Raw genomic sequence first — 15,165 nt, forward strand, 5'->3', positions numbered from 1 at the left:
ATCGCGGCCCCCGGCCCCCGCCGACCCGTGGGCGGTGGTCCTCGGCAACGCCACGCTGCTCGGCATCGGCTATCTGCTGCTGCGCCGGTGGCGCCTGGCGGCCATCGCCGTGCTCGGCACGGCCGTGCTCCTCGACCTCACCGCCTCCACCGCCGAGACCCGGTACGAGATCCTGCTGCTCCTGTGGTGGGCGGCCGGCATCGCCCACGGCTGGTTCCTGGCCCGTCGCCGCCCGGATCAGGCCGTACGACGCGGGCAGCGCGCGGGCACGCTCGCCCTGGCGCTCGCGGTGGTGCTGACCGCCGTGCTGCTCCGCGCCGACGCGTACGGCATCGAGAACCGCGTGACCGAGGCCCGCGAGGGCGGCGACTGCGAGGCGGCCGTCGCCGCGCAGGGCGAGGTGTGGTGGGGCCACCGCCTGGCGGGCGCGCCGGTCGTGGAACCCGGAGACGCGGTGGTGGAGGCGTGTCACCGGCTGGACGGGGCGGCGGCCACCCTGGCCCGCGCCGCCCGCAGGGGCAGCACCGAGGACCTGGGGCGGGGCTTCGGCACGCTCGCCGGCGTCCTCGACGAGCCCGGCAACGAGCAGACCGTCAGGACGGTCCTGGACACCTTCCTCGACGGCCTGCCCACCGACGACTCCTGCGACACCGCCGCCCTCACCGCCTGGCTCCGCGACCGCGGCACCGGCCACGACGTCCTGGACCGCTCCGCCGACGCGGCGGCACGCACGGAACCCGCCGCCCTGGTGGGCTGCGGCGATCACCTGATGACCGAGGACGCCTGGCAGCAGGCGCGGACCCACTACCAGCGGCTCCTCGACGCCTACCCGGACGACGTCCGCACGGACCAGGCCCGCGACGGCGTCCGCGAGGCCACCCTCGCCATCGAACTGGACCACGTGCGCGGCCTGGTCGACAACACCTACGGCGCCGACTCCGGCTACTGCTCCAAGCCCGCCAAGTACAGCGGAGCCCCGGCGTACCGCAAGGGCACCAACCGCGCCCTGTTCCTCGGCGACTCCGAGTACACCGACAAGCTCCCCGGCTCCTGGCGCACCGGCGACCCGGCCAAGGCCGCGCTCGTGGTCTGCGCGGGCGCGGCGGAGAACGGGGCCGCCGTGGAGACCTGCTCCTACGAGAACGACAAGTCGAGGTACCTGCCCCACCAGGTGACCTTCTACAAGGTCAAGATCCCCCTGAAGGTCTACGAACTGCGCACCGGCAAGCGCCTCGACCCCCGCTCGGTCCAGATCGGCGGCGGAAGCTGCCCGAGCGTGCTGCGGTACAAGTACTACATGCACGACTTCGGACCGGGCGACCAGTTCGTCTCCACGTCCAAGTCGGGCGTACGGGACGCGTTCCGCCCGGTCGTCCGACGGTGACCGTCCGTCCTCCCGGCGCGGTCCGTCCCGTCACGCCGGCCGCGCCCTCACCCCACGCACCCCCAGGAACACCAGCAGCCCGAACGGCGACAGCAGGATCGTGAGAACCAGCAGCGGTCCCATCAGCAGGGCGGAGATCTCCAGCCGCCTGCCCTCCCGGTACATCCACTGCCCGATCAGCAGATCCCAGGCGATGACCTGCGCCCAGACGGCACCGGCACCGTCCGGGAGGGCCGTCAGCTCGCGGAAGCTGCCGAGGTCCGGACTGCTGACCGCGGTCCACAGCTCGGGGAACACCGGTACCGCGAGCGCGAGATACACGAAGAGCACCGGCAGCACGGTCAACGGGGACCCGGCGATGCGAGCGGTCGGCCCCCACCCCGGCGCGAAGATCATGAGCAGCCAGACGGGCGCGGCCAGGAGGAAGGAGAGCTCGAAGAGGAATCCGGTCATGACACGAGGTCCTTCGAGGCGGGAGCACCTGTCGCGGCCGTCGCCCCGCGTGGAGGAGAGGTCCGGCCCGTCCGCAAGGCCCCGTACACCCCGAGGGTGACGGCGAGCAGAATCAGCCCGGCCGCGCCCAGCGTCGCCCCGTCCGGGCGGATCAGCGGCTGGCCGCGCAGCGCCTGCCAGAGGACGAGACCGAAGACTGCGGCGTACGCACCCGAGGCGACCAGCACGAGACGCAGCCGGACCCGCTCGTCGGCGAGACGGGCGAAGCGCGGTGCGAGGACGGCCAGCACCATGAGCAGCAGCGGCAGGAGTTGCAGCGCGTGCATGCCGAAGAAGTGCGGGATCCGCAGATCACCGCCGGTCGTCGACCAGCCGGTCAGCGGCATCGAGGGGCCCCCGTCCGGCACGCCCACGCTGTGCGCGCCGACCACCTTGGAGACACCGCGCCGCTGCCCCGGCGCGGGCTGGGTCATCAGGAAGCCGACGGCGGCCCCGGCCAGCGCCAGCAGGATCCCGGAGCGCATCGCCCAGGCGGACGCCCGGTCGGCGATCCGGGCGCGCAGCAGCAGCACGGCGACGACGAGCGTGCCGGCCCACAGGATGACGACCGTGACGGCCATGGCGTTGAACAGCGCCTCGTCGAACGGTGTTTGGTGGTTGAAGTGGCTGCGCTTGCCGCGGACGACCTGCCCGGTGATGATCACCATCTCGACGAGGCTCGCCAGCGCGACGACGGTCCCCGCCCACCAGCCCACGCGCCGCCGGTCGGGCAGGAGCGACAGCATCCAGGCGAGCGACAGGCAGTACGCCACGAACGACACCGCGAACTTGAACGGCTTGGCCCAGATCGGCGCGCCCACGAGGACGCGGTCGTCGACGAGGATCCCCACCGCGGACACGACGGCCAGGACCGCCATCGCGGCCGAGAACACCACCAGCGGCCGATGCCAGGACGTACGTAAGAAAGCCATGCCCCACCCCTGAGCTAGACACCAGCGGACAGCACCATTAATGGATACCGGCACTATCCACTATCCGATAGCCCCACTATCTATCATTGGTGCCGGGTCGGCAAGGGCCGACGCCACGGGCAGGGCGAACTTCGAGGAGTGAACCGGCGTTGCGCATCGGAGAGTTGAGCCGGAAGACCGGGGTGCCGGTGCCGACGATCAAGTACTACGTCCGCGAAGGGCTGCTCCCCGCGGGCGAGCTGACCAGCCGCAACCAGGCGACCTACGACGAGGCACACGAACGCCGGCTCCGGCTGATCCGCGCCCTGCTCGACGTCGGCGGCATGAAGGTGGCGGAGATCGCGGACGTCCTGGCGGCCGTCGACGACCCGGAACGCCCGCTGCACAAGGTGCTCGGCGCGGCAGCCGACCGCATGGGCGGCACGGCCGACGACCACGACGACGCCGAATCGGCGGCCGCCCGCACCACCGTGGCCGACCTCATCTCCCGACGCGGCTGGCACACCCACGAGTCGAATCCCGCCGCCACCGACCTCGCCAGAGCCCTGGCCGCCCTGACCCGGCTGGGCCACGGAGTCTTCGCCGAACTCCTCGACACGTACGCCGAAGCCGCCGAGCAGGTCGCCGAGGCGGACGTCGCGTACGTGGAGCGGCGGGTCGCGGTCGAGGACATGGTGGAGGGCGTGGTCGTCGGAACCGTCCTGGGCGAGGCGGTGTTCAGCGCACTGCGCCGCATGGCCCATGTCGACGCGTCGGCCAGGTTGTTCGGGGCGGAGGGGGCGCCGGGGGGTGAGAAGAGCTAGCCGGGGCGCGGAGCCCCGACCGGTGCCGAACCCTTCGGTAATGTGTTCGCCCGGGGCGGCCCGAACGGCTGCTGTCGGACGGACCCGGGGGGAACACCGATGACAAGCGCTCACGCCTTGACCGAGGCAGGGAGCAGTCCACCGCCGGAGAGCGACGGGGTCATAGACGTACGGGACCTGCGGATGCGTTACCGCGCCCAGGACGTCCTCAAAGGGGTCGACTTCACGGCCCGGCGAGGCGAAGTCATCGTGCTGCTCGGTCCGAACGGCGCGGGCAAGACGACCACGATCGAAGTGCTGGAAGGCTTCCGGATACGCTCGGCCGGTGACGTGAGCGTCCTCGGCACCGACCCGGCACGCGGGGACGAGCGGTGGCGGGCGCGCCTGGGCATCGTGTTGCAGTCCTGGCGTGACCACGGCAAGTGGCGGGTACGGGAACTGCTCGCCCATCTCGGCTCGTACTACGCGCCGTACTCCACCGACCTCGTACGGCGGCCGTGGGACGCAGACGAGCTCATCGCCGCCGTCGGGCTGACCGGGCAGGCGGACAAACGGATCGGAACCCTCTCCGGCGGGCAGCGCAGGCGTTTCGACGTGGCCGTCGGCATCGTGGGCAGGCCCGAGCTGCTGTTCCTGGACGAGCCGACGGCGGGTCTGGACCCGGAGGCCAGGAACGAGTTCCACGGCCTGGTCCGCGGGCTCGCCGACGAGAACACCACCGTTCTGCTGACCACGCACGACCTCGCCGAGGCGGAGAAGCTCGCCGACCGGATCCTCATCCTGGCCGGTGGCCGGATCGTGGCCGACGGCACGGCCGAGGAGCTGTCCCGGAAGGCCTCGGCCGAGGCCACCGTGCGCTGGACGCTGGACGGTCGGCCCTTCGAGGAGTCGACGGCCGAGCCGACCCGGTTCGTCCGCAGGCTGTTCAAGGAGCACGGCGACGCGGTCGACGGACTGGAGGTGCGCCGGGCGAGCCTGGAGGACACCTACCTGACGATGGTGCGAGAGCTGGAGGCGGGGAGCGTCCCCGAGGAGCGGGCGGCCGCACAGGCCTTCGGGGAGGAAGCGCGATGAGTCCGGTGTGGTACGCGGCGGGCCTGGGAGTGCGGCGCGGCTGGACGGAACTCCGGCAGACCTTCACCACCGGCCAGGACGTGTTCGGTTACGTCCTCTGGACGGTCATGCTCATGGTGCCGCTGTTCCTGCTCAAGGACGATCCGCTGAAGGGCGCCGGCATCTCGACCGGCGCGTTCATGCTGCCGAGCCTGCTGGGCATGACGCTCGCGTTCACCGGGATGATGACCACGGCGCAACTGCTCGCGACCGAACGCGAGGACGGCACCCTGCTGCGGGCCAAGGCCGTGCCCCACGGCACGGTCGGACACCTGGTCGGCAAGATCGTCATGGTGTCGGGCACGGCACTCGTCTCCATGGCCCTCCCCTTCGCCGTCGGCGTGTTCCTGGTCGACGGGGTCGCCCGGCAGGGCGGCGGAGCGCTGCTGACGCTGCTGTGGGTGGTGCCGCTGGGTCTCCTTGCGACCCTGCCGATCGGCGCCGTCATCGGCTCACTGGTCAGCAGTCCGCGCACCGTCGGGCTGCTGATGCTTCCGGTGATGGGACTCGTCGCGATCTCGGGCATCTACTTCCCCCTGTCGGAGCTGCCCGAGTGGCTCCGGACCGTCGGGCAGATCTTCCCCGTGTACTGGCTCGGCCTGGGTCTGCGGGCCGCGTTGCTGCCGTCCGAAGCGGTCGCCGCCGAGATCGGCGAATCCTGGCGGTACTGGGAGACAGCCGGCGCGCTGGGCGCCTGGGCGCTCGCCGGGCTGCTCCTCGCCCCGTCCGTCCTGCGCCGGATGGCCCGCCGCGAGTCCGGGGCCGCGATGGCGGAGCGGCACCGGAAGGCGATGCAGCGGATCGGTTAGTGATGCGCGGGGAGCTGCGAGGGTGGTGGGAGCGCGGTCGGGCGTCGGCGGAGGCCAATCCGCTTATCGTCGACATCGGTGTCGCGCTCCTGGTGCAGGGCGCGATGACCATGCCGTTCGTCGTGCCGCGGGCGGCCGGGGCGCCGCCGGCGACCTGGGCCGCGTACGGGCTCAGCACGCTCACCGTGCTGCCCCTGGTCTGGCGGCGGCGCGCCCCCCTCACCGTGCTGTTCGCGGTGCTGGCCGCCAACGCGCTGTACCGGCTGACCGTGGACGGGCCCGGGCAGCCGTTGCCGTACACGGGGCTGGTGGTCGTGTACACGATTGCCGCGCTGTCGCCCGCGCGGGGACGGCTCGTCGCCGGGACCGTGCTGCTGGTCGCCGTGCCGGTGGGGGTGTGGCTCAACAGCCGGTCGGCCCGTGAACTGACCTTCTCCGTCTTCGTGTTCGCTGCCGCCTACGTCTTCGGGCGGCTCACCGACGCCCGCCGGCGGGCCCACCGCGTCGAGGCCGAGCAGGCCGCCGCACGCGAACGGGCCCGGATCGCACGGGAGATGCACGACATCCTCTCCCACGCCGTGAGCCTGATGATCGTGCAGGCGGAGGCCGGGCCGGTGGCCGTGCGAGCCGCGCCGGAACGGGCCGAGGCCGCCTTCGACGCCATCTCCGCGACCGGGCGGGACGCCATGGTGCAGTTGCGCCGGATGCTGGGCGTGCTGCGGGAGAGCGACGGTGTCCCCCTGCGCGAACCGCAGCCCGGGCTCGCCGAGTTGCCCGGGCTGTTCGACCGGGTGCGGGCCGGCAGCGGGCTGGAGGTCGTGTACGGGACGGTGGGGCGCGCACGGCCCTTGCCGGGGACGGTCGCCGCGACCGTCTTCCGGGTGGTCCAGGAGGCCCTCACCAACACCGTCAGGCACGCCGACGCCCGAACCGTGACCGTGCAACTGACCTACGGGGAGAGCGACTTGTGTGTACGAGTGACCGATGACGGGCGTGGGCCGCAGGCCGGGGGCGCCGGCCGCCGGGGCGGGCACGGGCTCGTCGGGATCCGGGAGCGGGCGGCTGCGCTCGGCGGGAGCGCGGTGACCGGGCGTGGAGCGGACGGGCGGGGGTTCGAGGTGCGGGTGCGGCTTCCCGTACCGGCCGCGGTGGAGGCCGGGCGGTGACGATCCGGGTGGTGGTCGCCGACGACCAGGAGCTGGTGCGCAGCGGCTTCGCGCTGATCCTGGACGTCCAGCCGGACATCGAGGTCGTCGCGGAGGTGGGCGACGGGGCCGAGGCCGTCGAGGCGGTGCGGCGGCACGCCCCCGATGTGGCGCTGCTCGATGTGCGCATGCCGCGCATGGACGGGATCGAGGCCTGCCGTGCGATCAGTGCCGCGAGCGACTGCCGGACGGTGATGCTCACGACCTTCGATTCCGACGAGTACGTGTACGACGCGCTGCACGCGGGCGCGAGCGGCTTCCTGCTCAAGGACGTCCGCCGGGACGACCTCGTGCACGCGGTGCGGGTCGTCGCCCGGGGCGACTCACTGCTCGCACCGTCCGTGGCCCGGCGCCTCGTCGAGCAGTACACGCGATCCACGAGGCACCCGCAGCCCGCCGCCCGGCTGGACGTGCTGACCGGACGGGAGCGCGAGACGCTGCTGTTGCTCGCCCGGGGCCTGTCGAACGCCGAGATCGCCGCGGAGCTGGTGGTCAGCGACCACACGGTCAAGACGCATGTCGGCAACGTGCTGGCCAAGCTCGGCCTGCGGGACCGGATCCAAGCTGTGATCTGCGCGTACGAGACCGGGCTCGTCGCGGCCGGGGATCCCCCGCCCGGGGGAGCGGACCGGGCCGGTCCCTCCCCCACGTCGGCGAGGAACTGACCGCCCGAGACCCCCTGCGGGGGCGATCCGCGCGGCGCCGCAGGTCCGAAGGATGGAGCCGTACAGCACAACAACGGCTCACACCAACGGAGTTGACCATGCCCCGTACCGCTTCCGTGTCCCGTACCGCTTCCGTGTCCCGTACCGCTTCCCTGCTGGCCGCCGCGCTCCTCGTGGGCGTCGTGGCGGGTCCGTCCGTCCTCCCGGCCGCCGCGGCCACACCTCCCGACCGGGCCACCGCCCACACAGCCACCCGGCACCAGAACCCCGCCCTCGCCGCCGCGATCGCCGGCCTGCCCAACGCCGACGCGACCGCCGCACTCGTGCGCGTCGGAGGCGACGAGGGCGTCTGGCGGGGCAGCTCGGGCGTGCACGACCTGCGGACGGGCCGGCCGGCCGATCCCGGCGCCCGCTTCCGCGCCGGTTCCGTGACCAAGGTCTTCACCGCGGCGGTCGCCCTGCAACTGGCCGCCGAGGGCCGACTGGACCTGGACCGCAGTGCCCGCTCCTACCTGCCGGACCTGATCCCGGCGTCGTACGAGGGCGTCACCGTCCGGCAGCTCCTCGACCACACACACGGCATCCCGGCCCCCGACTTCCCCGGCACCACGGTCGAGGAGTGGTACGCCGACCGCTTCCGGGTCCACGACCCCCGGGACATGGTCCGCTCGGCGACGTCGAAGAAGCGCGAGTTCGCGCCGGGCGAGCGGCAGCACTACCTCAACATCGGGTACACGATCACCGGTCTGCTGATCGAGCGCGTCACCGGTGACGCGTACGAGCGTCAGGTCGCCCGTCGCATACTGCACCCGCTCGGACTGCGCGACACGTACCTCCCGGGGAAGAACCCGCGCATCGTCGGCCGGCACAACCACGGCTACCAGACCATGCGGCTCGACGACGGCACGACCGGGCTGCGCGATGTGTCCGTGTGGGGGACGACGGACGGCTGGGCGGCCGGGGACATCGTCTCGACCACGGCGGATCTCGAACGGTTCACCGACGCCCTGTTCCAGGGCCAAGTCGTGCGCGGACCGCTCCTGGAGGAGATGTTCACGCTGCCGGAGGTGGCCGACTTCAGGACCGGGAAGCCGGCCGTGTACTCCGTCGGCCTGTCGATGAAGGTGCTGGGCGGCCGCGAGGTGTGGGGCAAGACGGGCGGCCGCTGGGGCTACAACGCGGCCATCGCCTCCACCCGCGACGGCTCGCGCACCCTCGTCTACAGCGTCAACTCCACGGACGCCAAGGGCCAGGACATGAACAAGGTCGCGGAGAACGTCATGGTGGCGGTGTACGGGCGGCCGTAGCCGTCGCCCTCACGTCGTCAGCCCTCACCCTCACGTCGTCAGCCGTCGCCCTCACGCCGTCGGCGGCACCGCCCGCACAAGTCCCGTCTGGTAGGCGATGACGACCAGTTGCGCACGGTCGCGGGCGTTCAGCTTGGTCATGGCGCGGTGGATGTGGGTGCGTACGGTCAGCGGGCTGAGGGTGAGGTCCTCGGCGATCTCGGTGTTGGACCTGCCCTCCGCGGCCAGGGCCATCACCTCGCGTTCGCGGACCGTGAGGTCGGCGAGGCGCTGCGGGGGAGCCAGGTGGGTGTCGGGGGCGGGTGCCAGGAGGAAGCGGGTGATGAGGGAGCGGGTGGCGACGGGTGAGAGGAGGGCCTCGCCGGAGGCCACCGTGCGCAGGCCGGCCAGCAGGGTGTCGGCGGTGACGTCCTTGCCGAGGAAGCCGCTGGCACCGGCGCGCAGGGCCTGTGCGACGTAGTCCTCGGTCTCGAAGGTGGTCAGGATGAGGACGCGGGTGGCGGACAGGTCCGGGTCGGCGCAGAGCGTGGCGGTGGCGGTGAGGCCGTCGGTGCCGGGCATGCGGATGTCCATGAGGACGATGTCGGGGTGATGGGCGCGGGTCAGCTCCACCGCCTCCGCGCCGTCGGAGGCCTCGGCGACCACCTCCAGGTCCGCGCAGGAGTCGATGAGGATCCGGAAGGTGGCCCGCAGCAGGGCCTGGTCGTCGGCGAGCAGCACCCTGATGGTCATGGCGTGGTTCCTTCGGCGGGGAGGGTGGAGGGTTGCAGGGGGAGGGCCGTGGTGACCTCGAAGCCGCCCTGGGGGCGGGGGCCGGCGCACAGGTGTCCGCCGATGGAGTGGGCGCGTTCGCGCATGCCCATGACGCCGAAGCCGCGGCCCTGGGGAGTTTCGGCCTCCGGCTTGCTCGTGCCGTCGTCGGTGACCGTGATCAGCAGGCGGGAGCCGGTGTATTCGAGGCGTACGCGGGCGGCCTGGGCGGTGGCGTGCTTGGTGACGTTGGTGAGCGCCTCCTGCACGATCCGGAACGCGGTCAGGTCGACGCCCGGTGAGAGCGGCTGCGGCTCCCCCTCCGTGGTGACGGTGACCTCCAGGCCTGCCGACTCGCACGCCGCGACCAGCTCGGGCAGGCGGGCGAGGCCGGGGGCCGGTTCCAGTGCCGTGGAGCCGGGGCCGGTGTCGTCCTCGTGGTCGTTCTGCCGCAGCAGGCCCAGGGCGGCCTTCAGCTCCCGGAGCGCGGAGGACGTGGTGCCGGTCAGGTCAGTGAGGATCTTCTGGGTCTGCTCGGGGTGGGTGAGGGCGAGGTGCGCGGCCGTGCCGGCCTGGGCGTTGGCCAGGGCCATGTGGTGGGCGACGACGTCGTGGAGCTCCCGGGCGATGCGCATCCGTTCCTCGGTGACGCGCAGCCGGGCCTCCTCCTCCCGGGTGCGCTCGGCGTGTTCGGCCCGGGCCTGCACGGACCGGAGGTAGGCGCGCCGCAGCTGCGTCATCTTGCCGGCGGCCAGGGGCAGCATCAGCCAGAAGACCGGGCCGATCGTCCTGAGCAGCAGCGAGAGTTGGTTCATGGAGTCGGAGAACACGGCCGCGAGCGTCACCGCGAGCAGGGTGGTGAGGCCGTAGCCGCGGGTGGACTTCCGGTCGGTGAGGGCGGACAGCCAGTAGAGCGCCGCCATGACCGGGGCCAGCAGCAGCGGCGTGACCAGATAGCCCAGCGCGGCCGCCGCCACCGTGCAGCCCCCGGCCACGACGACGACGGTGCGCGGGTGGGTGCGGTGCTTGAGCAGGGCGAGGCAGGCCATTCCCATGAGGACGGTGGCGGTCTTGTCCTGGTCCGGCGGGTCGGCGCTGGGCAGGGTGAGCGAACCGCCGAGCGTCGCGCAGCCCATCAGCGCCAGGACCATCGCCAGATCGACGAGGAAGGCGTGGCGTGCCGAGAACTCCTCCAGGCGGTCCGCGTAACGCCGCTCCAGACTGATACTCATCGGGCTCTCCGGGGGGTGGGCTGGGGACCATGGTGGTCGACGTCGGGCGGGACCGCCCGAGCGGCCGCCCGTGTCCTTCGCCACGGGCGGCCCTGGTGAGCGGGTGTCAGGTGCGCGCCGGTTCCAGGTCGGGTGCGGTGTCCGCCGCCGGTTCCTCCGTCTCCGGTCGCCGGGCGAGCGCCTCGCCCTCCACGTCGACCCGGGGCAGCGCCCGGTCCAGCCACTTCGGCAGCCACCACGCCTTGTGGCCGAGCAGGGCGAGGACGGCGGGCACGATGGCCATCCGGACGACGAACGCGTCGAACAGGACGGCGGAGGCGAGCCCGAACCCGATCATCTTGATCATGGAGTCGCTCTCGCCGATGAACCCGGCGAACACCGCGATCATGATCAGCGCCGCCGCAACGACCACGCGGGCGCTGTGCCGGAAGCCGGACGTGACCGACTGCGCGGGCGACTCGCCGTGGACGTACGCCTCCCGCATCCGGGACACCAGGAACACCTCGTAGTCCATCGCGAGGCCGAAGACGATGCCCACCAGGAAGATCGGCATCAGGCTCATGATCGGGCCGGTCTGCTCCACGCCGAGCAACTCCGCGCCGTGGCCCTGCTGGAACACCACGACGACGACTCCGAGCGAGGCGAGCACCGACAGCAGGAACCCGAGGGCCGCCTTGAGCGGGACGAGCAGGGACCGGAAGACCACCAGCAGCAGCACGATCGCCAGGCCGACGACCACGGTCAGATACGGGACCAGCGCGGCCTGCACCTTCTGCGCGATGTCGATGTTCATCGCGGTGGTGCCGGTGACCTCGTAGCTCGCGCCCGTGCCGGACTCGATGCCGGACCGCTCGTCGCGGATCGTCGTCACCAGGTTCTTGGTCTTCTCGTCGGTCGGCGCGGTGGACGGGACGACGGAGAAGACGGCGGTGTCACCGGCGTCGTTGAAGCGGGCCGGGGAGACGGACACGACACCCTTGGTGGCGCCGATCTCCTGGGCGATCTCGTCCGCTGCCCTCTTGGGGTCGGCGGCGCCCTTGCCGTCCACGACGACGGTCAGCGGCCCGTTGAAGCCCGGCCCGAAGCCATCGGCGAGCGCGTCGTAGGCGCGGCGCTCGGTCGTGGAAGTCGGCTTGGCCTCGTCCCCGGGCATGCCCAGCTGGAGGCCGGCCGCGGGCAGGGCGAGGGCACCGAGGCCGACGACGCCGAGGAGCAGGACGGGTATCGGGCGGCGCAGCACGAACCGGGCCCAGCGGGTGCCGCCGTTGTCGCCGCCGCTCTCCTCGATCCGGCCGCTCTTGCGGGCCCGCCGGGTGAGCACGGCGTTCGGCCAGAAGCCGAGCAGGGCCGGAACGAGCGTCAGCGCGATCAGTACGGCGACGACGACCGCGCCGGCGGCGGCCAGGCCCATCTTGGTGAGCATCGGGATGCCGACCACGGCGAGCCCGGCCAGCGCGATGACGACGGTGAGCCCGGCGAACACGACCGCGGACCCCGCCGTGCCGGCGGCGAGTCCGGCCGCCTCCTGCGGCGCACGGCCCTTGGCGCGCTCCTCCCGGTAGCGGGACACGACGAACAGGGCGTAGTCGATGCCGACGGCGAGGCCCAGCATCATCGCCAGGGTGCCGGTGGTGGTGGACAGGCCGAGGGCGCTCGACAGGGCGAGGATCGTGGCCATGCTGACGCCGACGCCGATGACGGCGGTCAGCAGGGGGAGCCCGGCGGCGGCCAGGGAGCCGAAGGTGACGAGGAGGACGACGGCGGCGATCGCGACGCCGATCACCTCGGCCGTGCCGCCCGGCCCGGCGTCGGCGGCCAGCGCGGTGCCGCCCGCCTCGACGGTCAGCCCGGACTCCCGGGCCTGGTCGATGGCGCGCTCCAGATGGGTCCGGCTGGCGTCGGTGAGGTCGTTCGGCCCGACCTTGTAGGTGACGGTCGCGAAGGCGGTCGAGCCGTCCTCGCTGATCGTCTTCGCCCGGAACGGGTCGACGGCGCTCGCGACCTGCGTGCCGTCGCCGAGACCGGTCACGGCCTTCTCGACGGCCTGCTTGTTCTCGGCGGCGGTCACCTTCTCCCCGCCGGGCGCGATGAACACGACCCGGGCGGTCGCCCCGTCGGCCGTGGCCCCGGGGAAGCGCTGTTCCATCAGGTCGAACGCCTTCTGGGACTCGATGCCGGGCATCGAGAACTCCTCGTCGGCGGCCCCCGGCGCCTTGAGGGCACCGAGCCCGACGGCGGCCAGGACGGCCGCCCAGACCAGGGCGACGTACCAGCGTCGCCGGAAGGCCAGTCGGCCCACTCGATACAGGAAAGTTGCCACGGCAGCAGGTCTCCACATCCGGTGTCGATCGTCTGCCAAGGTTCTCCGCGAGCGGGCCGTCCCGTCGTCGTGCGGCTGCCGACAATCCTGGCTACTCAGAACGCAGTACGAGCGGGCCCCCGGTCCACCTCGGGTACGAGATTCCCGAGCCATCCGCCGAGTCCTGTGCTACCGTCGTTGTTGTTGCAGTTTTGGTTCCCAGAGACTTCGAGTGCTCTATCGACCTTTTGTCGACGAGCACTCTTTTTAGTTGCCGAGGATTTTCGGATCTCTCCAAGGGCGATCATTTCAGCGACTCCGAGTCCGTAAAGTGCGGGTCTCGGGTTTGTCCCCCTAAGGGAGATTCAGCATGGCATCTGGCACTGTGAAGTGGTTCAACGCGGAAAAGGGCTTCGGCTTCATCGAGCAGGAGGGTGGCGGTCCTGACGTGTTCGCCCACTACTCGAACATCGCCACCTCCGGCTTCCGCGAGCTTCAGGAAGGCCAGAAGGTTACCTTCGACGTCACGCAGGGCCAGAAGGGCCCGCAGGCCGAGAACATCGTGCCCGCCTGACGCTGACGCGTCCGACGTGACCGGGGCCCGCACCGTGAGGTGCGGGCCCCAGCCTTGTTTTCATCCAACACCCGGCTCAGTCTGCGAATCCTGGTGCGGCCCGTCCCAGCCGCCGAGAATTCCCCGATACGTGCCGCATCGAGGAAGGATCCCCTTGGATCGCACCGCTCGCAAGAACAACGGCTCGCCCCACTCCCGTAAGGCGGGGGGCCGAGGCACGTCGGCCCGTAGCGCGGGCGCGGGCCGCGGCGGCCACGGGCACCGCACCGCGCCCGGCGGGGAGTTCGCGCCGCCGGCCACCATCACCCCGGCACTGCCCGCCGTCGAGGACTTCGCCGGTCTCGGCCTGCCCGAGCGGCTGCTGGCCGCGCTGCGCGCCGAAGGCATGACCGTGCCGTTCCCGATCCAGGCCGCGACGCTGCCCAACTCCCTGGCCGGGCGCGACGTGCTGGGCCGCGGGCGCACGGGGTCGGGCAAGACCCTCGCCTTCGGCCTCGCCGTACTGGCCCGCATCGACGGGCAGCGGGCCGAGCCCCGGCAGCCGGTGGCCCTCGTCCTCGTCCCCACCCGGGAACTGGCCCAGCAGGTCACCGACGCGCTCACCCCCTACGCACAGGCGCTGCGCCTGCGGCTCACCACGGTGGTCGGCGGTATGTCGATCGGCCGCCAGGCGAGCGCGCTGCGCGGCGGCGCCGAGGTCGTCGTCGCGACGCCCGGCCGGCTCAAGGACCTCATAGACCGCGGCGACTGCCGGCTGGACCGCGTCACCGTCACCGTCCTGGACGAGGCCGACCAGATGACGGACATGGGCTTCATGCCGCAGGTGACCGCCCTGCTCGACCAGGTGCGCCCCGGGGGCCAGCGGCTGCTGTTCTCGGCCACGCTGGACCGCAACGTCGACCGCCTGGTCCGCACCTACCTCCACGACCCCGTGGTCCACTCCGTCGACCCGTCGGCCGGCGCGGTCACCACCATGGAGCATCACCTGCTGCACGTGGACGACGCCGACAAGCACGCCACCACGACGGAGATCGCCGCCCGCGACGGCCGCGTGATCATGTTCCTGGACACCAAGCACGCCGCCGACCGGCTGGCCAAGAAGCTGCTGGCCGTCGGGGTGCGCGCCTCCGCCCTGCACGGCGGGAAGTCCCAGTCCCAGCGCACCCGGACCCTGGCCCGGTTCAAGGAGGGCGAGGTCACGGTCCTGGTGGCCACCAACGTCGCCGCCCGCGGCATCCACGTCGACAACCTGGACCTCGTCGTCAACGTGGACCCGCCCGCCGACCACAAGGACTATCTGCACCGGGGCGGCCGTACCGCCCGGGCCGGCGAGTCGGGCACCGTCGTCACGCTGGTCCTGCCCCACCAGCGCCGCGAGACGGCCCGCCTGATGGCCGACGCCGGCATCTCCCCGCGCGTCACCCGGGTCCGCTCGGGCGAGGCCGAACTAACCCGCATCACCGGCGCCCAGGCGCCGTCGGGCGTGCCCGTCGTCCTCACGCCGCCGCCCTCCGAGAGCGGCCCGGCGCGCACGGGTTCCGCCCCGCGCGCACGGCGCGGCAGGCCCGCCCGGGGCCGCCGCCGCTGACCCGCTCTCAGG

At 72.3% G+C, this 15,165-nt stretch carries 13 protein-coding genes and 1 pseudogene; 9 read left to right on the forward strand and 5 right to left on the reverse strand.

Features of this window, described 5'->3' with window-relative positions:
• A pseudogene (locus tag CA983_RS46330) lies at positions 1 to 1,384 on the forward strand (hypothetical protein); the annotation flags it as partial.
• Positions 1,385 to 1,414: 30 nt separating this feature from the next.
• Here CA983_RS46330 and CA983_RS28075 read toward each other — a convergent pair.
• Together CA983_RS28075 and CA983_RS28080 are read right to left on the reverse strand one after the other, a co-directional pair.
• Complete coding sequence (locus tag CA983_RS28075; protein WP_086603629.1) at positions 1,415 to 1,837, reverse strand: ABA4-like family protein; 423 nt, start codon at positions 1,835 to 1,837, stop codon at positions 1,415 to 1,417.
• Complete coding sequence (locus tag CA983_RS28080; protein WP_425276483.1) at positions 1,834 to 2,754, reverse strand: hypothetical protein; 921 nt, start codon at positions 2,752 to 2,754, stop codon at positions 1,834 to 1,836. Before CA983_RS28080 ends, CA983_RS28075 begins: the two co-directional genes overlap by 4 nt.
• A gap of 203 nt (positions 2,755 to 2,957) precedes the next feature.
• On the opposite strand from CA983_RS28080, the gene CA983_RS28085 reads away from it, so the two are divergent.
• The 6 genes from CA983_RS28085 to CA983_RS28110 all read left to right on the forward strand — a co-directional run bounded on the left by CA983_RS28085 (position 2,958) and on the right by CA983_RS28110 (position 8,710).
• On the forward strand, positions 2,958 to 3,611 hold the full coding sequence (locus tag CA983_RS28085) for a MerR family transcriptional regulator (protein WP_086603631.1): 654 nt from the start codon (positions 2,958 to 2,960) through the stop codon (positions 3,609 to 3,611).
• A gap of 99 nt (positions 3,612 to 3,710) precedes the next feature.
• A complete protein-coding gene (locus CA983_RS28090; protein WP_086603632.1) occupies positions 3,711 to 4,685 on the forward strand; it encodes an ABC transporter ATP-binding protein in 975 nt (324 codons plus the stop codon).
• A complete protein-coding gene (locus tag CA983_RS28095) occupies positions 4,682 to 5,533 on the forward strand; it encodes an ABC transporter permease (RefSeq protein ID WP_167407482.1) in 852 nt (283 codons plus the stop codon). Before CA983_RS28090 ends, CA983_RS28095 begins: the two co-directional genes overlap by 4 nt.
• A 2-nt stretch (positions 5,534 to 5,535) precedes the next feature.
• Positions 5,536 to 6,699 carry a sensor histidine kinase gene (locus CA983_RS28100; RefSeq protein ID WP_086603633.1) on the forward strand — a complete coding sequence of 388 codons (1,164 nt, stop codon included), beginning with the start codon at positions 5,536 to 5,538 and terminating at the stop codon, positions 6,697 to 6,699.
• Positions 6,696 to 7,403, forward strand: a complete 708-nt coding sequence (locus CA983_RS28105) for a response regulator (RefSeq protein ID WP_086603634.1) — start codon at positions 6,696 to 6,698, stop codon at positions 7,401 to 7,403. Before CA983_RS28100 ends, CA983_RS28105 begins: the two co-directional genes overlap by 4 nt.
• 98 nt (positions 7,404 to 7,501) lie before the next feature.
• A complete protein-coding gene (locus CA983_RS28110; RefSeq protein WP_086603635.1) occupies positions 7,502 to 8,710 on the forward strand; it encodes a serine hydrolase domain-containing protein in 1,209 nt (402 codons plus the stop codon).
• Positions 8,711 to 8,761: 51 nt separating this feature from the next.
• On the opposite strand, the gene CA983_RS28115 is transcribed toward CA983_RS28110, so the two are convergent.
• The 3 genes from CA983_RS28115 to CA983_RS28125 form a co-directional block, all read right to left on the reverse strand.
• Positions 8,762 to 9,442: a response regulator transcription factor gene (locus CA983_RS28115; protein WP_086603636.1), complete on the reverse strand. Its 681-nt coding sequence runs from the start codon at positions 9,440 to 9,442 to the stop codon at positions 8,762 to 8,764.
• Entirely contained in the window at positions 9,439 to 10,692 is a 1,254-nt protein-coding gene (locus tag CA983_RS28120; RefSeq protein ID WP_086603637.1) for a sensor histidine kinase, read from the reverse strand. The genes CA983_RS28115 and CA983_RS28120 overlap by 4 nt, the downstream gene beginning before the upstream one ends.
• A gap of 106 nt (positions 10,693 to 10,798) precedes the next feature.
• On the reverse strand, positions 10,799 to 13,012 hold the full coding sequence (locus CA983_RS28125) for an MMPL family transporter (protein WP_158101896.1): 2,214 nt from the start codon (positions 13,010 to 13,012) through the stop codon (positions 10,799 to 10,801).
• 349 nt (positions 13,013 to 13,361) lie between these two features.
• On the opposite strand from CA983_RS28125, the gene CA983_RS28130 reads away from it, so the two are divergent.
• Positions 13,362 to 13,565 (forward strand): cold-shock protein, encoded by a 204-nt coding sequence (locus CA983_RS28130; protein ID WP_010032345.1) that lies wholly within the window; start codon positions 13,362 to 13,364, stop codon positions 13,563 to 13,565.
• Between the two features lie 154 nt (positions 13,566 to 13,719).
• Positions 13,720 to 15,153 (forward strand): DEAD/DEAH box helicase, encoded by a 1,434-nt coding sequence (locus tag CA983_RS28135; RefSeq protein ID WP_086603639.1) that lies wholly within the window; start codon positions 13,720 to 13,722, stop codon positions 15,151 to 15,153.
• Positions 15,154 to 15,165 lie beyond the last annotated feature (12 nt).

It is taken from the genome of Streptomyces swartbergensis, from assembly GCF_002148965.1.
GTDB classification, from domain to species: domain Bacteria; phylum Actinomycetota; class Actinomycetes; order Streptomycetales; family Streptomycetaceae; genus Streptomyces; species Streptomyces swartbergensis.

Bases quoted from the DNA above. Each gene is read 5' to 3' on its own strand.
- CA983_RS28110 (WP_086603635.1), top strand. From the start codon at position 7,502: ATGCCCCGTACCGCTTCCGTGTCCCGTACCGCTTCCGTGTCCCGTACC.
- CA983_RS28115 (WP_086603636.1), bottom strand. From the start codon at position 9,442: ATGACCATCAGGGTGCTGCTCGCCGACGACCAGGCCCTGCTGCGGGCC.
- CA983_RS28095 (WP_167407482.1), top strand. From the start codon at position 4,682: ATGAGTCCGGTGTGGTACGCGGCGGGCCTGGGAGTGCGGCGCGGCTGG.
- CA983_RS28100 (WP_086603633.1), top strand. From the start codon at position 5,536: ATGCGCGGGGAGCTGCGAGGGTGGTGGGAGCGCGGTCGGGCGTCGGCG.
- CA983_RS28075 (WP_086603629.1), bottom strand. From the start codon at position 1,837: ATGACCGGATTCCTCTTCGAGCTCTCCTTCCTCCTGGCCGCGCCCGTC.
- CA983_RS28090 (WP_086603632.1), top strand. From the start codon at position 3,711: ATGACAAGCGCTCACGCCTTGACCGAGGCAGGGAGCAGTCCACCGCCG.
- CA983_RS28120 (WP_086603637.1), bottom strand. From the start codon at position 10,692: ATGAGTATCAGTCTGGAGCGGCGTTACGCGGACCGCCTGGAGGAGTTC.
- CA983_RS28080 (WP_425276483.1), bottom strand. From the start codon at position 2,754: ATGGCGGTCCTGGCCGTCGTGTCCGCGGTGGGGATCCTCGTCGACGAC.
- CA983_RS28130 (WP_010032345.1), top strand. From the start codon at position 13,362: ATGGCATCTGGCACTGTGAAGTGGTTCAACGCGGAAAAGGGCTTCGGC.